The organism is Cobetia sp. 10Alg 146, assembly GCF_029846385.1.
Lineage (GTDB): Bacteria > Pseudomonadota > Gammaproteobacteria > Pseudomonadales > Halomonadaceae > Cobetia > Cobetia marina.
Genome location: NZ_JARWKT010000002.1, coordinates 585,412 through 606,091, shown reverse-complemented (window position 1 = coordinate 606,091; position 20,680 = coordinate 585,412). Strand labels below are relative to the sequence as shown.

The following is a 20,680-nucleotide window of genomic DNA, read 5'->3' as shown; positions in this document are numbered from 1 at the left end:
CCCATGAGCGGGACACGACTGGTGAGTAATCGCAAGGGAGGCGCGATGAGCGCAGTGGACAGCAACGAGGGTATGGCGCCTGAGCGAGACACGAGAGAGTCGTCGGAGGCTGGCCAGCCCCGGTTCCAGTGCCGTGCCGCGTCATCCATTCAGCTCAAGGGGCTGCACAAGCGCTTCGGCAACGAGGTGGCGGCGCTTGATGGTGTGGATCTCGCCATTCAGCCCGGCGAGTTCTTCACGCTATTGGGGCCTTCCGGGTGTGGCAAGACGACGCTTCTGCGCATTCTGGCGGGGCTGGAGGCATTGGATGCGGGGCAGGTGGTGATCGGCGGGCGCGATGTCACCGACGTGCCGCCGCATCAGCGCAGCGTCAATACGGTCTTCCAGTCCTATGCGTTGTTCCCGCATCTCAGCGTGCGTGACAACCTCGCCTTCGGTCTGCGCATGCAGGGCATGCCGAGTGGCGAGCGCGAGGCAAAGGTCGCCGAGATGGCCGAGTTCATCAAGCTGGGGAGTCTGGTCGATCGCCGGGTCGACCAGCTCTCAGGTGGTCAGCGCCAACGTATCGCGCTGGCGCTGGCGCGGGCGCTGGTCTGCGAGCCGGATGTGCTGCTGCTGGATGAACCGCTGTCGGCGCTGGATGCCGGGCTGCGCAGTCAGATCCAGATCGAGCTGCTGCGTCTGCAGAAGCGCCTTGGCATGACCTTCGTGTTCGTCACCCATGATCAGCAGGAAGCGATGGTGATGTCGGACCGCATCGCGGTGCTCGACAGCGGCAGCATCCAGCAGGTGGGGACGCCGCGCGAGATCTATGAATGCCCGGTCAATGCCTTCGTGGCGCGTTTCATGGGGCATGCCAATCTGTTCGAGATCACGGCTCGCGATGACAGCCGCGATGACGCCGTCCGGCTGACCACGCCGCTGGGCATGCTGACGGCGCAGGCACCGGGCAGCGGCGGGTTGCTGCTGCTGCGCCCCGAGACGCTGGTTCTGCGCCGGCGTCCCGCCAGCGAATTCGAACGCTACGACGTGCTGGAAAATCATCTGCCGGGCCGAGTACAGGAGCGACTGTACCGCGGTAGCCATGCCGAATATCGCGTGGAGGTGGCGGGTGTCACCTTGCAGGTGGTGGTCAACAATCGGGGCGGCCAGTTGCCGGACGTGGGAGACCACGTCGATGTGGTGGTGGCCGCGCAAGACCTGATCACGCTGGAGGCATGACGATGGCCTATCACGGGAGCTTGCCCACGGCACGCAGTCGCGCGGTGGTGGCCGAGTCACGCCACCTGCTGTTGACGGTCGCCCCCGGCGCGCTGTGGATCATCATCTTCCTGGTGCTGCCCAGTCTCTATCTGATGAGCGTGGCCTTCATGAGCAATGGCCCCTATGGCTTGCCGGAGATGCCCTTGTCGCTGACCTCGTTTACGCAGCTGGCGGGTCAGGGCTTTCTCGGCTGGAGCCCGGGCAACCTCATGACGCTGGGGCGATCGCTGTGGCAGACCGTGCTTTCCACCGTGCTGGTGGTGCTGGTGGCGTATCCGATCGCCTATCACATATCGCAGGCAGACCAGCGCTGGCGGCCGATCATGCTGCTGGCGGTAGTCGTGCCGTCCTGGACCAATCAGGTCATCCGCACCTTTGGCTGGATGAACCTGCTGGCGCCGGGCACGCCGATGGCGGAGCTGGCCGAGGCCATGGGCATGATCGCGCCCAACATGGGGCTCTATCCGTCCAATTTCGCGGTCACGCTGGGGCTGGTCTACAACTTCCTGCCCTTCATGGTGCTGCCGCTGTATGCCGCTTTCGAGAAGCTCAATCTCTCGCTGGTGGAAGCGGCGCAGGATCTCTACGCCTCGCCGCTCAAGGCTTTCTGGCATGCGGTATTCCCCCAGACGTTGCCGGGGCTGCTGGCGGGGGTGGTGCTGGTGGCGATCCCGGCGTTCGGCATGTACGTGATTCCGGAACTGCTCGGCGGTGGCAAGGGCATGATGCTGGGCAATCTGGTCGCCAATCAGTTCTCCGGCAGTGCCAACTGGCCACTGGGGGCGGCGGGGGCGATCCTGATGTTGATCGCGACCTTCATCGGACTCTATGCCATGCGTCGCATCGGCAAGCGCCTGGGTGGCGGTGAAGAGGTGGTGATATGACGCGCGGCGGACTTCACAAGGGATTGCGGGGCTTCTGGTGGCTGACGCTCGGTTTTCTGTATCTGCCGCTGATCGTGGTGATGCTGTTCTCCTTCAATGCCTCCAACAGTGCCGCCAGCTTCACCGGCGTGTCACTGCGCTGGTATCGGCGCCTGCTGGGCAATGACGCGATCCTCTCGGCGCTGGGCAATTCGCTGTGGCTGGCGGTGGTCTCGTCACTGCTGGCGCTGATGATCGGCACGCTGATCGGCTATGGCATGTATCGCCATCGTCACCGCAAGCTGGGGTGGCTGATCGTGTTGATCTATCTGCCCATCGTGTTGCCGGACATCGTGTTCGGGATCTCGGAAATGACCTTCTTCGTCAAGCTCCACGCGCTGACGGGGCTGCTGTCACCGGGGCTGGGCACCATGATCATCGCGCATGTCACCTTCCAGATTCCCTTCGTGGCGCTGATCGTCTATTCACGCTTCGTCGGTCTGGATCCGACATTGTTCGAGGCGGCCAAGGACCTCTATGCCACGCCGCGCCAGCGCGTGCAGTTCTTCATGTTGCCGACCCTGAAGCCGGCGTTGATCTCGGGCTTCCTGCTGTCCTTCACGCTGTCGCTGGATGACTTCGTGATCAGCTTCTTCACGTCAGGTCCGGAGAGCGCCACCTTGCCGATCTACATCTGGAGCGCGATACGCAAGGGCGTGACACCGGAGATCAATGCCATCGCCACCCTGATGATGGCGGTGGTCGCCCTGGCGGCGATCGTGAGTCTTGCGCTGGCACGCCGGCGCAGCGCTTCATGATTTCGCTGGAGGGTCACTCGTCGTACCCCGCCCCTGACCAGGCAGACATGCCAGTATCGGGGGCGGGCATTCACCACCTCTCTCATCGACTGAACGGAGCATCACAATGACAACTCACACGCTGCGTCTCGCGGTCGCCATCGGCAGTCTGCTGCTGGCAGGCGCCGCCCAGGCTGAAGACAAGAAGCTGTATCTCTTCAACTGGACCCAGTACATGGACCCGGAGATCATCACCGCCTTTGAAGAGGCCTTCGATGTCGAGGTGGTCGAGAATTATTACAACTCCCTGCCGGAAATGCTGGCCAAGCTGAATGCCGGCGGGGTGTCCCAATACGACATCATCGTGCCGTCCAATTACTACGTGCCGCGCCTGATCAACACCGGCCTGGTCCAGAAGATCGACAAGGCGAAAGTGCCCAACCTGGCCAATGTCGATGCGCAGTTCAAGGACCCGAGCTTTGACCCGGGAGCCAATTACACCGTCCCGTATCAGTGGGGAGTCACCGGGCTGGTCTACAACGCCAGCACGTTCAAGGATGCCCCCAAGAGCTGGTCACTGCTGTTTGATCCTGCCGTCAATGCCTCATATCCGTTCAGCCTGATGGGCGATGGCCAGGTCAGCATGGGGGCGGCCTGTGCCTATCTTGGTCATGGCTATGACTGTACCGGCATGGATGCCTGGCGTGAGGCGGCCAGATTGCTGATCGAGACCAAGCATCGCGACAACTTCAGCGGCTTCTCCGATGGCACGCCGGCCCTGCAACAGCTGGCACGCAAGGTCACGCATGGTGCGCTGTCCTACAACGGCGACTATCTGTTCTATCTGGACGAGAATCCGGAGTCCTTCGCCGATATCAAGTACATGATTCCGGATGAAGGTGCCGAGAAGTGGGTCGATTCGATGATGATTCCCGCCAAGGCGCCGCACCCTGAGCTGGCACACGCCTTCATCAACTTCCTTCTGGACGCCAAGGTCGGTGCGCAGTTGTCCAACTACAACTACTACGCCAGCCCCAATGCCGCCGCCAGGCCGTATCTGGATGAGGTGCTGACCCAGCCACCGATCCAGCCCTCTGAGGATGACATGGCGCGTCTGCATTTCTCGCCGAGTCTCTCCGGTGAGCAGTTGCAGATCTTCCAGCAGTTATGGTCGGAAGTGCAGGCCCGTTGAGTCGGCGTCTCGTCGATCGCGGGCATCTCGTCATTGACCGCAGGCGCTGCCTGCAGTGTTCAAGGAAGGTGTTATGAGTGTCAATCACGTGGGTCACGAGCAGCCGGGTCATGAAGATGATGACGCGATCCTGCAGGAATGGTTCGCCGCTCACGGTATCACCGAGGTGGAATGTCTGGTCACGGATCTGACCGGCATTCTCAAGGGCAAGATCATGCCTGCGCGCAAGTACCTCAATGGCGGGCGGCCACGCCTGCCGGATTCGCTGTTCATCCAGACCGTCACGGGAGGCTATCCGGATGATGAAGACAGCCGCTTCTGGAATCCGGCCGAACAGGACATGCAGCTGATTCCGGACGTGAACGCGCTCTATCTGGTGCCGTGGGCGGAAGATCCCACCGCACAGGTCATCCACGATTGCTATTACCTGAATGGTGAGCCGGTTGAGCTGTCGCCACGCTATGTGCTCAAACGGATACTGGCATTGTATGCCGAACAGGGCTGGCAGCCGGTGGTGGCGCCGGAGGCCGAGTTCTATCTGGTCAAGACCAACACCGACTCCGATTATCCGCTGGAACCGCCCATCGGCCGCAGCGGTCGGCAGGAGAGCAGCCGTCAGTCCTTCTCCATCGATGCGGTCAATGAATTCGATCCGCTGTTCGAGGAGATGTATGACTACTGCGAGGCGATGGGGCTGGATCTCGACACCCTGATCCATGAAGAGGGAGCGGGGCAGATGGAGGTCAATTTCGAGCATGGGGATGCTCTTTCTCTCGCCGACCAGGTGGTGATGTTCAAGCGCACCCTGCGGGAGACGGCGCTGCGACATGGCATGTACGGGACCTTCATGGCCAAGCCGATGGCCTATCAGCCGGGCAGTTCGATGCATATTCACCAGAGCCTGGTGGATGTCGAGTCAGGCAATAACCTGTTTGCCGATGCGTCGGGTCAGCCGAGCACGCTGTTCCGTCACTTCATCGGGGGCCTGCAGACCTATCTGCCCGCCGCGATGCCGTTCTTCGCCCCCAACGTCAATTCCTATCGGCGTCTGATGCGCAATGACACCAGCGGCTCCGCACCCATCAATGTCGAGTGGGGCCTGGACAACCGCACCGTGGGCCTGCGGGTGCCGGTGTCGGACGCGGCAGGTACGCGGGTCGAGAATCGTCTGGCGGGCGCCGATGCCAATCCCTATCTGGTGATGGCGGCTTCGCTGGCGTGTGGTTATCTGGGAATGATGGAGCGGATCGAGCCGCGCCCTCCGGTGGTCGGCTCGGCCTGGGAGGGCGGCAATACCCTGCCGGACGATATCGGCCCGGCACTCGATGCTCTGCATGCCTGTACGCCGTTGGCCAACATCCTCGGCGAGCGCTTCGTGAAGAGTTATCTGGCCGTCAAGCGTGCCGAGCATGGGGAATACTTCCAGGTCATCAGCTCCTGGGAGCGTGAGCACCTGCTGCTGCGTGTCTAGACCCCCTGCGGTACGCCAACGGATACCGGGAGGCCACGACATCCGTCGTGGCCTCCCGAGGTTCAGGGGAAGAGGCGGGCGGAAGAAGGGTCGTCGTCAGTGAGGGGCATGACGCGTCAGTCCGGCGCTCATGGTGTGTATCTGCAAGATGTCTTGTTCGCAGGTTGATCTGGTCTACCACAAGGATGCTGTCATGAGTGCCACTACCCCCCTGGAGCCTGCCGCCTCCTGGTATGCCGCTTCCGCCAATGCCGCCCCCGAGCGCCCGCCGTTGTCCGGTGAGGTCAGCTGCGATGTCTGCGTGGTCGGCGCTGGCTTCACGGGAATCTCGGCGGCACTGCACCTGGCCGAGCAGGGGCTCAAGGTGATGGTGCTGGAGGCCGCCTGCGTGGGGTATGGGGCCTCGGGTCGCAATGGCGGGCAGATCGTCAACAGTTACAGTCGCGACATGGACGTGATCGAGGCGCGCTTCGGCGCACGGACGGCGCAGGCATTGGGCGACATGGCCTTTGAGGGCAATCGCATCATTCGGGACCGCATCGCTGACTATGCCATCGACTGCGATCTGCGCGACGGCAACCTCTTTGCCGCCTGCAACGCGCGTCAGCTCAAGGGACTCAAGGAGCACAAGGCCCTCTGGGAGCGCTATGGCAATACCAGTCTCGAATTGCTGGAAGGGGATGCCTATCAGCGTGAAGTGAGCGCCGAAGGGTATACGGGCGCCCTGGTCGACCACTCCGGCGGCCATCTCCACCCGCTCAATCTGGTGCTGGGCGAGGCCGCGGCCTTCGAGTCCCTCGGCGGGGTGATCTTCCAACATAGCCCGTTGGTGAGTCTCGAGCATGGCAGTCCGGTCGTGCTCAGGACGGCCGCTGGCGCCATCCGGGCCGAGCGTGTGGTGATGGCGGGCAATGCCTATCTTCACGGCGTGCTGCCGGAGCTCGAGGGCAAGTCGATGCCCTGCGGCACGCAGATCATCGCCACCGAGCCGTTGGCGGATGACGTGGCGCGCGGGCTGCTGCCCAATGGCATGGCGGTGGAGGACTGCAACTATCTGCTGGATTACTACCGCCTGACTCGCGACAACCGTCTTCTCTTCGGGGGCGGTGTCAACTACGGCGGTGAAGACCCCGCCGATATCGAGTCCCTGATTCGGCCCAAGCTGCTCAAGGTCTTCCCGCAGCTGGCCAGTGTCAGGATCGACTACGCCTGGAGCGGAACCTTCCTGATGACGCTCAATCGACTGCCGCAGTTCGGCGTGCTCAATGACAATGTCTATTACGCCCAGGGGTATTCCGGGCATGGCGTGACCTGCAGTCACCTCGCCGGACGACTGATCAGCGAGGTGATGAGGGGGCGTGAGGGTCGCTTCGATGCCTTCGCGAACCTGCCGCATCTGCCGTTCCCCGGGGGACGACTGTTGCGAGTGCCGCTGTCTGCCGTGGGAGCCTGGTACTACCAGACACGCGACAGGCTCGGCCTCTGACGCACTCGAAGTGGAAGGCAGGGCCGGCAAGCGCGCTCCGGCCGTAATTCCCACTGCGCAAGCGTGTCCGGGGTGAGGCGCCTCAGATGCTGCGCAGGTACCAGTCGTATTCCAGACGGCTGATGATCTGCATCGCGGCCTCGCGCTCCGCCCGGCGACCGGCAATGAAGACATTCAGGAAGCGCTCGCTGAAAGCGGCCGTGAGGGGAGCGCTTTCCTCCAGCAGCGTCAGGGCCTCGGGCCAGCTGTTGGTCAGGCTGGGCTCGAACTGATCATAGGCATTGCCGGTCACCGGCTCACCCGGGGAGATCCGATGGGTGATGCCATGGATGATGGAGGCCAGCAGCGTCGCCAGCAGCAGGTAGGGATTGACGTCAGCCCCGGCGACCCGATGCTCCAGCCGACGCGCCTCATTGGGGCCGGAGGGAATGCGGATGGCGACCGAGCGGTTGTCGAATCCCCAGGTGGGCGCCATCGGTACGTACAGGCCCTGCTGGAAACGGCGGTAGGAATTCAGGTTGGGGGCAAACAGCGCCATGGAGGCGGGCATGAGTTCCAGCAGGCCGCCGATGGCGTGACGCAGGGTCTCGGTGCCCAGAGGATTTTCGCCGGGGTCTGCGAAGACATTGTGTCCATCGCGGTCCACCAGGCTCAGGTGCGCATGCATGCCATTGCCGGCTTCATCACCGTACGGCTTGGCCATGAAGGTCGCGTCGAAGCCATGACGCAGGGCGACACCCTTGATCAGGCGTTTGAGCAGGACGGCGCTGTCACAGGCCTTCATGACGTCGTCGAGATGAATCAGGTTGATCTCGAACTGACCCGGGGCGCACTCCTTGAGCGCGGTATCCAGCGGCAGCTGTTGGATGCGTACGGCATCCTGGATCTCTTCCAGAAAGTCGGCATATTCATCCAGCTCTCCGATGGAGTAGAGCTGGCTTTCCGTGGCGCGCTCACCCGTGAGCGGAGAGCAGGGCGGCTGCACCATGCCCAGGTCATCGCGCTCACGATCCACGAGATAGAACTCCAGTTCCAGCGCGACGACGGCGGTCAGCCCCATCCCGGCCAGAATATCGACCTGTTTCTGCAGCTGATTGCGGGGGTCCGCGAAGAAGGGGCCGTCCCTGTCATCGCGCATGTTCATCAACAGTTGGCCTTGCTTGCCGCCGCGCAGCCAGGGGGCTGGCATCAAGGTGCCGGGGATCGGGCGGCAGACCTGATCCCCATCCCCGGTCTCCAGGCCCAGACCGGTCTCTTCGATGGTGTTGCCGGCGATATCGATCGCGAAGACGGAGCCTGGCAGGTTGATGCCCTGCTCGTAGGCCTTTTCCAGATTCTCGCGCGGGATACGCTTGCCGCGCTGGATGCCGCTGATATCACTGATCAGCAGGTCGATGCTCTCGATTTCCGGATGGCGGTCCAGAAACTCTCTGGCCTCATCGACGTGAAGGCTGTTCATGGGGGGTCCTGTGAGCGGGTGGTGGCACATCATATATCGCCACGCCATCCCGTGTTGTCAAATAATTCACAGCGCTTACCCGCTGCACCCTCGAGGCAGTATCATCAGCTGAGGCGCTTTCTTTCGATCTCTGTCCCGTGGTTTCTCCTTGCTTGAGATTGCCTTCGTGCCTGATTGGCAAGGATGTCAGTTCAATCGATGTTGAATAAAACATACCAAATGACCGGGGTGCATGAGCGGCCCCTGAAGGAGAACCCATGACGTCTCGCCCTCTGGTGGGTGTGATCGCCTGCCGTCGCACGATTGAAGGCCATCCGGCGCACATGGTGACTGACAAGTACGTCAGTGCCCTGCGCGAATTCGGACTGGAGCCACTGGTGATCCCGGTATGGGAAGACGTCATGGCTGACTCGGCCAGAGCACTGCTGGCGCGACTGGATGGGTTGCTGCTGACGGGCAGCTATTCCAACGTGCATCCGGCGCGGTATGGCGAGGCCATCGCGCCGGAGAATACCTATGAAGACACGGCACGAGATGCGTCAGCCATGGCCTGGGTACCGCTGGCGCTCGAGTTGCAACTGCCGTTGCTGGGTATCTGTCGCGGCTTTCAGGAGCTGAACGTCGCCTTCGGTGGCAGTTTGCATCAGGCGGTGCAGAACGTGCCCGGCTTGAGGGATCATCGTGAGCCCGAGGGCGATCTCGACGTGCAGTTCGCCCCCTCCCACGGCATCAGCATCCTGCCGGGCGGACGGCTGGCCGAGTTGTACGCCGCGCCTGAGGCGCGGGTCAATTCCGTGCATCAGCAGGGGATCGCGCGGCTGGGCGAAGGGCTGCGTGTCGAAGCGGTCGCTCCGGATGGTCTGGTGGAGGCGATCTCGATCATCGCAGCGGGAGCCTTCACGCTGGCGGTGCAATGGCATCCCGAATGGAAGCCACGTCAGCATCCGCTGTATCAGGCGATTCTGGAAGGATTTGCCGCGGCCTGTCGGGACAGGTCCAGGCAAGCATCATCCGTTCAGGAGACACCTCGTCAGCCGTCGTGAAGATGACGACGAAGCCGCGTCCCGCGCGCCTGCAGACGCTGCAGGATGACACGGCGCTGGCTGCCTCTCCTGCGTTCTCGTGTGACCTGCCCCCTCTTACCTGACTTCGGAATCCTGATCATGAGCCGTCCCCGGACATTGACCGATTGGCAGGCGCTCGCCGCCCGTCTGACGCCGCAACTGCAAGGCAATGCCTTCATCAATGATGACTTCGTGCCGGCGGTCAGCGGCGAGACCTTCGAGTGCCTCAATCCGGCCACTGGGGAACGATTGGCGAAGGTGGCCAGCTGTGACGGCGCCGATGCCGAGATCGCCGTCCGGCATGCGCGCGCCGCCTTCAAGAGGGGGGGCTGGTCGCGCATGGCGCCTGTCGAGCGCAAGGGCGTGCTGCTCAGGCTGGCGGACCTGATGGAGAGACACCAGGATGAGCTGGCGCTGCTGGATACCCTCGACATGGGCAAGCCGATCACCAGCGCGCTGGATGATGTGGCGGGAGCGATCGGCTCGATCCGCCATCAGGCCGAGTCCATCGACAAGCTGTACGGCGAGGTCGCGCCGACCGGCGAGCAGGTGCTGGGGCTGGTGCTGCGCGAGCCGCTGGGGGTGGTGGCCTCCATCGTGCCGTGGAACTTCCCGCTGATGATGACGGCCTGGAAGGTCGCGCCGGCGCTGGCCGCGGGCAACAGTGTCATCCTCAAGCCGTCGGAGAAGTCACCACTGTCAGCGCTGCGTCTGGCGGCACTCGCACGTGAGGCAGGTCTCCCGAGTGGCGTCTTCCAGGTGTTGCCGGGCTTCGGGCATACCGTCGGGCGTGCGCTGGCCCTGTCGATGGACGTCGAGTGTCTGGCCTTCACCGGTTCCACCACCGTCGGCAAGCAGCTGATGCAGTATGCCGGACAGTCGAACCTGAAGCGTGTCTTCCTGGAGTGCGGTGGCAAGAGCCCCAACATCGTGTTCGCCGATTGCGCGGATCTGGATCGCGTGGCGGAGAGTGCCGCTGCCGCCATCTTCTACAACCAGGGCGAGGTCTGCATCGCCGGTTCTCGCCTGCTGGTGGAAAACTCGATCCGCGACGCCTTCGTCGCCAAGGTGGTGGCGGCTGCCGAGCGCATGCAGCCGGGCGACCCACTGGACCCGACAAGCTTCATGGGGGCGATGGTCGACAGCACCCAGCATGAGCGCGTGATGGGCTACATCCGCAAGGGGATCGAGGAGGGGGCGGTGCTGCGTGCCGGCGGCGAAGACGTTGCCGGGCCGGGGCTGTTCATCCGTCCGGTGGTCTTCGATGGCGTCACGCCCGAGATGGTGATCGGCCGTGAGGAAATCTTCGGGCCGGTGCTGTCGGTCTTCGGTTTCGAGACCGAAGAGGAGGCGCTGGCGCTGGCCAATGACAGTGATTTCGGACTGGCGGCGGGGCTCTGGAGCCAGGACATCGGCCGCATCATGCGCATGACCCATCGTCTCGAATCCGGCCAGGTCTTCGTCAACAACTGGGCGGGGGGCGATCAGAGCATGCCCTTCGGCGGCGTGAAGCAGTCCGGCAACGGGCGCGACAAGTCGCATCACTCGCTGGCGGAATATACCCAGCTCAAGAGTGTCTGGATCGCGCTGGGCTGAGCTAGGCTGAACTGGGCTGGGCTGGGCTGGGCTGAACTGGGCTGGGCTGAACTGGGCTGGGCTGAACTGAAACCGGGCCGAACCGGGCTGTCACGCGTTGGCGGAAACACCGTGCAGCACGAAAAGAGGCCACGCGATCGCGTGGCCTCTTTTCTGTTGTCATCTGCCGCAAGTGTTTGCCGCAAGGTCTAGAACATGCGCGCCGGCGTCGCACAGCTGACCAGACGGCACTCGACTTCGCCGATGTTGCGAAAGCGATGCGGCACATTGGTATCGAAGTAGTAGGCTTCACCGGCTTTCAATACCCGAGTGTCGCTGCCGATGGTGATCTCGATCTCGCCTTCGATGACCACACCGGCTTCCTCTCCCTGATGGGTGATCATCTCGCGGCCGGTGTCACTGACGGGCGGATAGGTCTCGATCATGAACGACAGATTGCGATCCTGACGCTTGGCCCCGACCAGCTTGAAGACCACCTCCCCGCTGCCCACGTTCGTCAGCTCCTCTTCGCCATAGAACACCTTGGCGGTGTTCTCGAGTTCCATGGTAAAGAAATCACCGATGCTCATGGGAATGGCGGCGAGAATCTTGGACAGTGAGCTGACCGAGGGGCTGACCTTGCCCTGTTCGATCAGTGACAGGCTGGAATGGGTCACCCCACAGCGCTTGGCCAGCTCGCGTTGCGAGATGCCCCGCAGCGTACGCAGCGCCCGCAGGCGCGCACCGACATCATCTGCCATCAGAACTTCCTTCGCGAAGCGACGATTGACTGGAAATGCCTTGAGTCCTGGAGCGACAACGGCCAGCCTCGGGATGTCCGTGACTGGCCGTTGCATGCAGCGACAGGATGACTCAGAGGCGCAGGATCAGCTGAGGCTGTCCAGCTTTTCCTTGAGCACCTTGTTGACCTGTTGCGGGTTGGCGGTGCCGCGTGAGGCCTTCATCACCTGACCGACGAAGAAGCCGATCATCTTGCCACGCTTGTCCGGTTCGGCTTCCTGATACTGGGTCACCTGAGCCGGATTGTCGGCGATCACCTGGTCGACCACTGCCTCGATGGCACCGGTGTCCGTGACCTGCTTGAGGCCACGTGACTCGATGATCTCGTCGGCGCTCTCGCCTTCGCCATCCCACAGCGCGGCGAACACCTGCTTGGCGGCCTTGCCGTTGATGGTCTCATCGACGATACGCTTGATCAGGCCCCCCAGCTGGGCTGCCGAGACCGGGCTCACGGTGATGTCGAGATTTTCCTTGTTGAGACGCCCGGCCAGTTCGCCCTGCACCCAGTTGGCGGCTTGCTTGGCGTCGCCGCAGACATCCTTCACTTCCTCGAAGAAGTCGGCCATCTCACGGCTGGCGGACAGCACGCTGGCATCATAGGCGGACAGCCCCAGTTCGCCTTCGAAGCGTGCGCGCTTCTCGGCCGGCAGCTCCGGCAGAGTCTGGCGCAGGTGTTCGATGTAGGCGTCGTCGACTTCCACCGGCAGCAGGTCCGGGCACGGGAAGTAGCGGTAGTCGTTGGCTTCTTCCTTGGTGCGCATGCTGCGCGTCTCGTCGGCATCCGGATCATACAGGCGGGTTTCCTGCACGACCTTGCCGCCGTCCTCGATCAGCTCGATCTGACGCTCCACCTCGAAGTGGATGGCGCGCTCGATGAAGCGGAAGGAGTTGACGTTCTTGATCTCCGCGCGGGTGCCGAAGGCTTCCTGCCCCTTGGGGCGCACCGAGACGTTGACGTCGCAACGCAGGGAACCTTCGGCCATGTTGCCATCGGAGATGCCGAGATACGTCACGATGGCGTGGATCGCCTTGACGTAGGCCACCGCTTCCTTGGCGGAGCGCATGTCCGGCTCGGAGACGATTTCCAGCAGCGGTGTGCCGGCACGGTTCAGGTCGATGCCGGTCATGCCCTGGAAGTCTTCGTGCAGTGACTTGCCGGCGTCTTCCTCGAGATGGGCATGGTGGATGCGGATCGACTTGCGCGTGCCATCCTCGAGCAGGATCTCGAGTTCACCCGGCCCGACGATGGGCTGATCCATCTGGCTGGTCTGGTAGCCCTTGGGCAGATCCGGGTAGAAGTAGTTCTTGCGCTCGAACACCGAACGGCCGGCCACGGCGGCATTGACGGCGAGGCCGAAGCGCACGGCCATGGCCACGGCCTGCTCGTTGAGCACCGGCAGGGTGCCCGGCAGGCCGAGATCGACGGCGCTGGCCTGGGTGTTGGGCTCGGCACCGTAGGTGGTGGACGAGCCGGAGAAGATCTTTGACTGGGTGGCGAGCTGAGCGTGAACCTCAAGCCCGATTACGACTTCCCATTGCATCAGGCTTGCTCCTGTCCGAATTCCGGGCGCTGGCGGTGCCAGTCGGTGATTTGCTGGAACTGGTGCGCGACGCCCAGCAGGGTCTGCTCACCGAAGTGCGGGCCGAGAATCTGCAGACCCACCGGGCGCTTGCCAGCCAGACCGGCCGGCACGCTGATGCCCGGAATGCCCGCCAGGTTGATGGCGATGGTGTAGAGATCCTGCAGGTACATGGACAGCGGGTCCTTGTGCGCGCCGAGATCGAACGCCGGGGTCGGTGCCGCCGGCCCCATCAGCACATCGACCTGGTCGAAGGCATCGAGGAAGTCCTGACGGATCAGGCGACGCACCTTCTGGGCCTTGATGTAGTAGGCATCGAAGAAGCCTTCGGACAGGGTGTGCGTGCCGATCAGGATGCGGCGCTTCACTTCGTCGCCGAAGCCTTCCTCGCGAGTGCGCTTGTAGAGGTCTTCCAGGTCCTGCGGGTCCGCGCAGCGGTGGCCGAAACGCACGCCGTCGTAACGCGACAGGTTGGAGGAGGCCTCGGCCGGTGCGATCACGTAGTAGGTCGGGATGGCCAGGTGGGTATGCGGCAGGGAGATTTCCTGCACGCTGGCACCGGCATCCTCGAAGACCTTGATCGCGGCACGCACGGAGGCTTCGACCTCCGCTGACAGGCCGTCGCCGAAGTATTCCTTCGGCAGGCCGATCTTCAGGCCCTTGAGGTCATAGTCCAGGCCTTCGACGTAGTCCGGCACGCCACGTACCACGCTGGTGGAGTCACGCGGGTCGGCGCCGGCGATCACGTTCATCAGGCGCGCGCAGTCCTCGGCGGAGCGTGCCATCGGGCCACCCTGATCGAGACTGGAGGCGTAGGCGATCATGCCGTAGCGGGAGACGCGGCCGTAGGTCGGCTTGAGGCCGGTGATGCCACAGAAGGCAGCCGGCTGGCGGATGGAGCCACCGGTATCGGTGCCCAGTGCCGCCGGGGCGAGGCCTGCGGCGACGGCAGCGGCGCTGCCGCCGGAGCTGCCACCCGGGACGGCGGACAGGTCCCACGGGTTCTTGACCGGACCGTAGTAACTGTTCTCGTTCGAGGAGCCCATCGCGAACTCATCGAGGTTGGTCTTGCCCAGCATCACCACGCCTTCCGCCTTGAGCTTCTCGATCACGGTGGCGTCGTAGGGGGAGATGAAGTTGTCGAGCATCTTCGAGCCGCAGCTGGTGCGCACACCCTCTGTGCAGAAGATGTCCTTGATGGCCATCGGCACGCCGGTCAGCGGTGCGGCATTGCCGGCGGCACGCCTGGCGTCCGCGGCATCGGCCTCGCGCAGCGCCTCTTCACGGCACAGGGTGATGTAGCTGTTGAGCTCGCCGTCGAGGCGTTCGATACGGGCCAGGAAGGCTTCCGTCAGCTCGCGACTGGTGTACTCGCCGGCCTCGAGGCCTTGCGCCAGCTCACTGAGCGTCTTGTCATGTAGTGCAATGGACGATGACATGTTCGATTCCATCTGTGCACACGATGCAAAGGGCATCGCACGCGGAAATTCCGGGGGCGGACGGGACGTGCCGCGTGGCGTGGTATCAGGTCTGGCGGTCTCTCACCTCACGTGAGGGATCGGCCAGGCGTGATCACTCGACGACGCGCGGTACCAGATACAGCCCCTGTTCTGTGGCCGGAGCCACCTGCTGAAAACGCTCGCGCTGATTTGACTCGGTGACTTCGTCGGCACGCAGGCGTTGCGTGGCTTCCAGCGGGTGCGCCAGGGGAGCGACGCCGTCGGTGTCGACCTGTTGCAGCTGGTCGACCATGGCGAGAATCCGATCAAGATCCGCGACATAGGCTTCGGCATCCTGCGAGGCAAGACCCAGGCGTGCGAGGTGAGCGGCACGCAGCACATCTGAATGTTCAAGGGCCATGGAAGTTTCCCTGTCTTGGCTTCGTGAGGCTTGAGGTAACGGCGAGTGCAGTCTGCTCGGTGACCTGGCGTTGGCCAGCGGTGAGGCAACTGCTCGCCCGTTGCGCTGTCACAGTGTGATTCGGCGTGAAATGTACCACATCTGCGGCGCGCTGGCAGGCGTGTCAGCTTGCCGCCATGGGGTGGCAATGGTACCGTTCGCGTCTGCACAGGGTTCCGGTCTGGACTAGGTGATCAACTTCCATGTTTAAACGTTTACGTGGGCTGTTCTCGAGCGATCTGTCGATCGATCTGGGTACCGCCAACACGCTCATTTATGTGCGCGGTCGCGGTATCGTGCTCGACGAGCCCTCCGTCGTTGCCATTCGCCAATCCGGGAATGCCCGTAGCGTCGCGGCTGTCGGTGCCGATGCCAAGCGCATGCTGGGGCGTACCCCCGGCAATATCACGGCCATCCGCCCGATGAAGGACGGCGTCATCGCCGACTTCACCGTCACCGAACAGATGCTCCAGCATTTCATCCGCAAGGTGCATCAGAGCACCTTCCTGACGCCCAGTCCTCGCGTTCTGGTGTGCGTGCCGTGCATGTCGACCCAGGTCGAACGCCGCGCCATCAAGGAATCGGCCGAAGGGGCCGGTGCGCGTGAGGTCTACCTGATCGAGGAGCCCATGGCGGCCGCGATCGGTGCTGGTCTTCCCGTCGAGGAAGCCATGGGCTCCATGGTGGTCGACATCGGTGGTGGTACTACCGAGATCGCCATCATCTCGCTCAACGGCGTGGTCTACTCCGAGTCGGTACGCATCGGCGGCGACCGTTTCGACGAAGCCATCACCTCCTACGTGCGTCGCCATTACGGCAGCCTGATCGGCGAAGCGACGGCCGAGCGCATCAAGGAAGAGATCGGCTGTGCCTACCCGGGCGGCGAGCTGCGCGAGATCGACGTGCGCGGTCGCAATCTGGCCGAAGGCATTCCACGCTCCTTCACGCTCAACTCCCACGAGATTCTCGATGCGCTGCAGGAGCCGCTGGCGGCCATCGTCTCGGTGGTCAAGAGCGCGCTCGAGCAGTCTCCACCGGAGCTGGCATCCGACATCGCCGAGCGCGGTCTGGTGCTGACCGGCGGTGGTGCGCTGCTGCGTGACATCGACAAGTTGATCGCGGAAGAGACGGGCCTGCCGGTGATCATCGCCGAAGACCCGCTGACCTGCGTGGCGCGTGGCGGTGGCAAGGCGCTGGAAATGATCGATCAGCACACCTTCGAGCTGCTGTCGAGCGATTGACCTCGTCCGGGGCCGGGCATGCTGTGTGCTGTACGGCTGGTCCCGGCCTGTCGGAGGAAGTGCTATCAAACCCCTGTTCACGCGTGGCCCCGTGCCCGGCTATCGCATGCTGTTGTGTGCGGTGCTGTCCTTCGCGCTGATGTTTGCCGAAGATCGCTTCAGCTGGATGGTCGACGTGCGTGCCAGCATGGCGACACTGGTTTCCCCTGTGCAATGGGTGGTCAGTCTGCCTACAGAGGGCCTCAGCTGGGGCGCACTGGTGTTTGCCGACCAGCAGAAGCTCGCCGATGAAAACCGGGCACTGCGTGAGCAGCTGCTCAATCTGTCCAGCCGTGTGCAACGCATGGCGAGTTTGTCTGCCGAGAATTCCCGTCTGCGCGAATTGCTCAATGCCGGTCAGCGCAGCGATATCCCCTACATCACGTCCCAGTTGCTGACGCTTGATGCTGATCCGTTCTCCCACCGCATGGTGGTGGATCGCGGTGAGCAGGACGGCGTGCGCATCGGCCTGCCGGTACTGGATGCCTACGGGCTGGTCGGTCAGGTCATCTCCACGTCGGCCTACAACAGTCGCGTGCTGATGATCAGTGATGCCAGTCATGCCGTGCCGGTGGAGGTCAATCGCAATGGCCTGCGCTTCATTGCCCAGGGCAGCGGCAAGATCGATCAGGTGGATGTGCTGCACGTGCCGGATACCGCGGATATCCGTGTCGGGGACCTGCTGGTGACCTCCGGGCTCGCACTGCGCTTTCCGCGTGGCCTGCCGGTGGCACGTGTCACCGAGGTTTATCATGACCCCGGCAAGCCCTTCGCTCGCGTCAGTGCCGAACCCATTGCCCAGCTTGAGCGTTCGCGCAACTTCCTGATCCAGATGCCACCCGCCGTCGACGTGGAGAGCCTCTACGTGGATGACAGTCTTGACGAGCTGCCCAAGGACAACCTCGCCGCGCCCGCTTCGGACGCGGGTGACGAGGACGCGGCGGATGCCGAGGCGCAGCAGAGCGCCAATGCGCCAGGGGAGAACAACTGATGGCCTTTCGTCCCCAGACCACCTTGCTGTGCTGGTTCTCGTTGCTGCTGGCCCTGTGTCTTCAGGTCATGCCATTGCCGGATGTGTGGTTGATCTGGCGTCCACAGTGGCTCGGCCTGATGCTGGTCTACTGGTGCATCGTCTCGCCGCAGAGTGTCGGTGTCTTCCATGGCTTCCTGTTCGGCCTGGCGCTGGATGTCCTGCAGGGGGCACCGCTGGGGCACAATGCGCTGGTGCTCTCGCTGACCGCCTTCATGGGCGTGTTGCTCTACCAGCGCATCCGCGCCTACTCACTGCTGCAGCAGGCCTTGCTGGTGATCGTGGTGCTGGGCATCGCGCAGCTGGTGGACCAGTGGTTGCGCAGCATCTTCGGTGCCGGGCCAGTGAGTCTGTCCTTCCTGCTGTCGGCGGTGATCGGTGGTGCACTGTGGCCCTGGCTCTACACCCTGCTGCAGATGCTGCGTCGTCGACTGACGGCGTGAGCCTGTGGCATGTCGTACGCTTGAGAGCCGCCCCTTCGGGCGGCTTTCTGCTGTCTCATGATCAAGAAACCCGCCCAGGAGGGAGACATGTCAGCGTCGTCGTCCATTGTCGCAACCCCCGCAGCGCCCGAGATTCCCGGACGTTCGCCACGTCTCGTCCTGGCGTCCGGCTCGCCGCGTCGGCGTGAGCTGCTGGCCAGTATCGGTGTCAAGTGTGAGGTGGCCCCGGTCGACATCGATGAAACACCTCGTCCCGATGAGTCGCCGGAGCACTACGTCATGCGCATGGCGCGTGAGAAGGCACAGGCCGGATTCAGGCGATTGGACAAGGGGGAGGCTGAGGCGGTGGTGCTCGGAGCCGATACCGCCCTGGCGCTGGATGGCCGGATTCTGGGCAAGCCTCGCGATGAAGCGGATGCCCGCGAGATGCTGATGGCGCTTTCCGGTCGTCGTCATCAGGTCCTGAGCGCGGTGACGCTCTGCCATCGTCAGCAGGCGTCCGCCTCGAACGAGCCGTCACCATCCCTGTGCTGCGAGAGCGAGCTGGTCGAGAGCCGCGTGACATTTCGCGCCATCCATCGTGAGGAGGCCGCGCGGTACTGGGCCACGGGAGAACCCGCGGACAAGGCCGGCGGCTACGCGATCCAGGGGCTGGGCGCCATCTTCGTCAGCCATCTTGAAGGCAGTTACAGCGCGGTGGTCGGGCTGCCATTGCACGAGACGTCCCGCTTGCTCATGGCCAGGGGCATTGCCTGCTGGCAGTCGTGACGGTGGGCGGGCGGGTAGGGGGCCGCCGAGGGGATTGTGGAAAATCAGCCGCCGGTGACATCGTTAGTCGATAGACCACAGCCGGGGGCTGCCTTGCTATGTCATAATCGCAAGCAACGACTTTACAAGGACTTGCGCTATGAGTGGCGAGGTATTGATCAACCTGACACCGATGGAGACCCGCGTTGCGGTCGTCGAGAACGGTGTTCTGCAGGAAGCGTTCATCGAACGCAGCGGTCGGCGCGGTATCGTCGGCAATATCTATCGCGGCAAGGTGGTGCGCGTGTTGCCCGGCATGCAAGCGGCATTCGTGGACATCGGTCTCGAACGTGCCGCCTTCATCCATGCGCAGGAGGTGATGCCCGCGCATACCCCGCATGATGAGCAGCTGTCGATCCGCGAGCTGCTCAGCGAAGGTCAGCCGCTGGTGGTGCAGGTCACCAAGGACCCCATCGGCACCAAGGGCGCGCGTCTGACCACACATCTGTCGGTACCGTCCCGCTATCTGGTTTACATGCCCGACTCCCCCCACACCGGGGTGTCGCAGCGTATCGAGAGCGATGTCGAGCGTGAGCGGCTCAAGGAGATGACCGAGCGCTGCCTGACCGAGCTTGATCCGGACGCTCCGGGGGGCTTCATCCTGCGCACGGCCGCCGAGGGCATCAGCGAGGCCGAGCTCAAGCAGGACATGCATTTCCTGCTGCGGCTGTGGCGCAAGGTCAGCGAGCGGCGTCTGACTGCCGCCGTGCCCAGCGTGATCTATGACGATCTGCCACTGTTCATGCGTACCCTGCGTGACGTGATGCGAGACGAGATCGAGCGTGTGCGCATCGATTCCCGCGAGAACTATCTGCGCTTGAAGGAGTTCTCCAGCGAATTCATGCCGGACATGGAAGGGCGCATCGAATATTACCCCGGCGAGCGGCCGATCTTCGATCTGTTCAGCGTCGAGGATGAGCTTCACAAGGCGATGGGGCGCAAGGTCCAGCTCAAGAGCGGCGGCTATCTGGTGATCGACCAGACCGAGGCGATGACCACCATCGACGTCAATACCGGTGGCTTCGTCGGGCATCGCAATCTTGAAGAGACCATCTTCAAGACCAATCTCGAGGCGGCCACGGCGATAGCCCGCCAGCTGCGTCTGCGCAATCTGGGTGGCATCATCATCATCGACTTCATCGACATGGAAGAGGCCGAGCATCAGCGTCAGGTGCTCAGAGTGCTCGAGAAGTCGCTGGAGCGGGACCACGCCAAGAACAAGATGACCGGCGTGACCGAACTGGGGCTGGTGCAGCTGACCCGCAAGCGCACCCGCGAGAGTCTGGAGCAGGTGCTGTGCGAAGCCTGTCCGACCTGCCAGGGGCGCGGCACCCTCAAGACGCCGGAGACGGTCTGCTACGAGATCTTCCGTGAGATCATGCGCGAAGAGCGTGCCTACAGTCCGGATACCTACATGGTGCTGGCCTCCCAGAATGTGGTGGACCGTCTGCTGGATGAAGAGTCGGCCTCGGTGGCGGACCTCGAGAGTTTCATCGGCAAGACCATCCGTTTCCAGGTCGAGGCGCATTATACTCAGGAGCAATATGACATCGTTCTCATGTAAGGTGCCCGCCATCTGTGTTCCCGCCGGTGGAGTCTCGCCATCGGTGCATTGATACACTCGTTCCCCCTGCTGACACAGCAGGGCGATGCATGGCCCTCGAGGTCGG

18 protein-coding genes are annotated in these 20,680 nt (G+C 63.2%); 13 read left to right on the top strand and 5 right to left on the bottom strand.

Translation table 11 applies throughout. The features are described 5' to 3' along the window. Positions 1-45: 45 nt before the first annotated feature. The 6 genes from QD172_RS05595 (at position 46) to QD172_RS05570 (ending at position 7,072) form a co-directional block, all read left to right on the top strand. On the top strand, positions 46-1,221 hold the full coding sequence (locus QD172_RS05595; protein ID WP_279855199.1) for an ABC transporter ATP-binding protein: 1,176 nt from the start codon (positions 46-48) through the stop codon (positions 1,219-1,221). 2 nt (positions 1,222-1,223) lie between these two features. Next, positions 1,224-2,147 (top strand): ABC transporter permease, encoded by a 924-nt coding sequence (locus tag QD172_RS05590; protein ID WP_279855198.1) that lies wholly within the window; start codon positions 1,224-1,226, stop codon positions 2,145-2,147. Beyond that, positions 2,144-2,944, top strand: a complete 801-nt coding sequence (locus QD172_RS05585; protein WP_279855197.1) for an ABC transporter permease — start codon at positions 2,144-2,146, stop codon at positions 2,942-2,944. The genes QD172_RS05590 and QD172_RS05585 overlap by 4 nt, the downstream gene beginning before the upstream one ends. A 106-nt stretch (positions 2,945-3,050) precedes the next feature. After that, a complete protein-coding gene (locus QD172_RS05580; protein ID WP_279855196.1) occupies positions 3,051-4,115 on the top strand; it encodes a spermidine/putrescine ABC transporter substrate-binding protein in 1,065 nt (354 codons plus the stop codon). A gap of 73 nt (positions 4,116-4,188) precedes the next feature. Then, complete coding sequence (locus QD172_RS05575) at positions 4,189-5,586, top strand: glutamine synthetase family protein (RefSeq protein ID WP_077371526.1); 1,398 nt, start codon at positions 4,189-4,191, stop codon at positions 5,584-5,586. A 193-nt stretch (positions 5,587-5,779) separates the two neighbouring features. After that, the gene (locus QD172_RS05570) at positions 5,780-7,072 is read left to right on the top strand and encodes an FAD-binding oxidoreductase (protein WP_279855195.1); all 1,293 of its coding nucleotides are present in this window, start codon (positions 5,780-5,782) and stop codon (positions 7,070-7,072) included. Between the two features lie 82 nt (positions 7,073-7,154). On the opposite strand, the gene QD172_RS05565 is transcribed toward QD172_RS05570, so the two are convergent. After that, positions 7,155-8,531 carry a glutamine synthetase family protein gene (locus QD172_RS05565; protein WP_279855194.1) on the bottom strand — a complete coding sequence of 459 codons (1,377 nt, stop codon included), beginning with the start codon at positions 8,529-8,531 and terminating at the stop codon, positions 7,155-7,157. 257 nt (positions 8,532-8,788) lie between these two features. Between QD172_RS05565 and QD172_RS05560 the strand changes: the two genes are divergently transcribed. Together QD172_RS05560 and QD172_RS05555 are read left to right on the top strand one after the other, a co-directional pair. Further along, entirely contained in the window at positions 8,789-9,574 is a 786-nt protein-coding gene (locus QD172_RS05560) for a gamma-glutamyl-gamma-aminobutyrate hydrolase family protein (RefSeq protein WP_084209234.1), read from the top strand. A gap of 120 nt (positions 9,575-9,694) precedes the next feature. Then, entirely contained in the window at positions 9,695-11,191 is a 1,497-nt protein-coding gene (locus tag QD172_RS05555; RefSeq protein ID WP_279855193.1) for an aldehyde dehydrogenase, read from the top strand. 188 nt (positions 11,192-11,379) lie between these two features. Here QD172_RS05555 and QD172_RS05550 read toward each other — a convergent pair whose 3' ends face one another. The 4 genes from QD172_RS05550 to gatC form a co-directional block, all read right to left on the bottom strand. Next, positions 11,380-11,931 carry a cupin domain-containing protein gene (locus QD172_RS05550; protein WP_084209232.1) on the bottom strand — a complete coding sequence of 184 codons (552 nt, stop codon included), beginning with the start codon at positions 11,929-11,931 and terminating at the stop codon, positions 11,380-11,382. Positions 11,932-12,057: 126 nt separating this feature from the next. Then, on the bottom strand, positions 12,058-13,512 hold the full coding sequence (gene gatB, locus QD172_RS05545; protein WP_077371544.1) for an Asp-tRNA(Asn)/Glu-tRNA(Gln) amidotransferase subunit GatB: 1,455 nt from the start codon (positions 13,510-13,512) through the stop codon (positions 12,058-12,060). Beyond that, on the bottom strand, positions 13,512-14,990 hold the full coding sequence (gene gatA / locus QD172_RS05540) for an Asp-tRNA(Asn)/Glu-tRNA(Gln) amidotransferase subunit GatA (protein WP_077371547.1): 1,479 nt from the start codon (positions 14,988-14,990) through the stop codon (positions 13,512-13,514). Before gatA ends, gatB begins: the two co-directional genes overlap by 1 nt. A 133-nt stretch (positions 14,991-15,123) precedes the next feature. Further along, positions 15,124-15,411 carry an Asp-tRNA(Asn)/Glu-tRNA(Gln) amidotransferase subunit GatC gene (gatC, locus tag QD172_RS05535; protein ID WP_077371550.1) on the bottom strand — a complete coding sequence of 96 codons (288 nt, stop codon included), beginning with the start codon at positions 15,409-15,411 and terminating at the stop codon, positions 15,124-15,126. 242 nt (positions 15,412-15,653) lie between these two features. On the opposite strand from gatC, the gene QD172_RS05530 reads away from it, so the two are divergent. The 5 genes from QD172_RS05530 to rng all read left to right on the top strand — a co-directional run bounded on the left by QD172_RS05530 (position 15,654) and on the right by rng (position 20,574). Then, on the top strand, positions 15,654-16,691 hold the full coding sequence (locus QD172_RS05530) for a rod shape-determining protein (RefSeq protein ID WP_043332576.1): 1,038 nt from the start codon (positions 15,654-15,656) through the stop codon (positions 16,689-16,691). Positions 16,692-16,755: 64 nt separating this feature from the next. Further along, complete coding sequence (gene mreC / locus QD172_RS05525; protein WP_255304420.1) at positions 16,756-17,721, top strand: rod shape-determining protein MreC; 966 nt, start codon at positions 16,756-16,758, stop codon at positions 17,719-17,721. Then, a complete protein-coding gene (gene mreD, locus QD172_RS05520; RefSeq protein WP_077371553.1) occupies positions 17,721-18,203 on the top strand; it encodes a rod shape-determining protein MreD in 483 nt (160 codons plus the stop codon). The genes mreC and mreD overlap by 1 nt, the downstream gene beginning before the upstream one ends. Positions 18,204-18,290: 87 nt before the next feature. Further along, complete coding sequence (locus QD172_RS05515; RefSeq protein ID WP_176492876.1) at positions 18,291-18,971, top strand: Maf family protein; 681 nt, start codon at positions 18,291-18,293, stop codon at positions 18,969-18,971. Between the two features lie 139 nt (positions 18,972-19,110). Further along, a complete protein-coding gene (gene rng, locus QD172_RS05510) occupies positions 19,111-20,574 on the top strand; it encodes a ribonuclease G (protein ID WP_077371558.1) in 1,464 nt (487 codons plus the stop codon). The last annotated feature ends 106 nt before the right edge of the window (positions 20,575-20,680 follow it).

What these genes read in the sequence shown, in the direction of transcription:
- QD172_RS05590 (WP_279855198.1), top strand. Translation starts at nt 1,224, where the DNA reads ATGGCCTATCACGGGAGCTTGCCCACGGCACGCAGTCGCGCGGTGGTG.
- mreD (WP_077371553.1), top strand. Translation starts at nt 17,721, where the DNA reads ATGGCCTTTCGTCCCCAGACCACCTTGCTGTGCTGGTTCTCGTTGCTG.
- QD172_RS05560 (WP_084209234.1), top strand. Translation starts at nt 8,789, where the DNA reads ATGACGTCTCGCCCTCTGGTGGGTGTGATCGCCTGCCGTCGCACGATT.
- QD172_RS05530 (WP_043332576.1), top strand. Translation starts at nt 15,654, where the DNA reads ATGTTTAAACGTTTACGTGGGCTGTTCTCGAGCGATCTGTCGATCGAT.
- QD172_RS05555 (WP_279855193.1), top strand. Translation starts at nt 9,695, where the DNA reads ATGAGCCGTCCCCGGACATTGACCGATTGGCAGGCGCTCGCCGCCCGT.
- QD172_RS05575 (WP_077371526.1), top strand. Translation starts at nt 4,189, where the DNA reads ATGAGTGTCAATCACGTGGGTCACGAGCAGCCGGGTCATGAAGATGAT.
- gatB (WP_077371544.1), bottom strand. Translation starts at nt 13,512, where the DNA reads ATGCAATGGGAAGTCGTAATCGGGCTTGAGGTTCACGCTCAGCTCGCC.
- gatC (WP_077371550.1), bottom strand. Translation starts at nt 15,411, where the DNA reads ATGGCCCTTGAACATTCAGATGTGCTGCGTGCCGCTCACCTCGCACGC.
- QD172_RS05515 (WP_176492876.1), top strand. Translation starts at nt 18,291, where the DNA reads ATGTCAGCGTCGTCGTCCATTGTCGCAACCCCCGCAGCGCCCGAGATT.
- QD172_RS05585 (WP_279855197.1), top strand. Translation starts at nt 2,144, where the DNA reads ATGACGCGCGGCGGACTTCACAAGGGATTGCGGGGCTTCTGGTGGCTG.
- QD172_RS05580 (WP_279855196.1), top strand. Translation starts at nt 3,051, where the DNA reads ATGACAACTCACACGCTGCGTCTCGCGGTCGCCATCGGCAGTCTGCTG.
- rng (WP_077371558.1), top strand. Translation starts at nt 19,111, where the DNA reads ATGAGTGGCGAGGTATTGATCAACCTGACACCGATGGAGACCCGCGTT.
- QD172_RS05565 (WP_279855194.1), bottom strand. Translation starts at nt 8,531, where the DNA reads ATGAACAGCCTTCACGTCGATGAGGCCAGAGAGTTTCTGGACCGCCAT.
- QD172_RS05595 (WP_279855199.1), top strand. Translation starts at nt 46, where the DNA reads ATGAGCGCAGTGGACAGCAACGAGGGTATGGCGCCTGAGCGAGACACG.
- QD172_RS05550 (WP_084209232.1), bottom strand. Translation starts at nt 11,931, where the DNA reads ATGGCAGATGATGTCGGTGCGCGCCTGCGGGCGCTGCGTACGCTGCGG.
- QD172_RS05570 (WP_279855195.1), top strand. Translation starts at nt 5,780, where the DNA reads ATGAGTGCCACTACCCCCCTGGAGCCTGCCGCCTCCTGGTATGCCGCT.
- gatA (WP_077371547.1), bottom strand. Translation starts at nt 14,990, where the DNA reads ATGTCATCGTCCATTGCACTACATGACAAGACGCTCAGTGAGCTGGCG.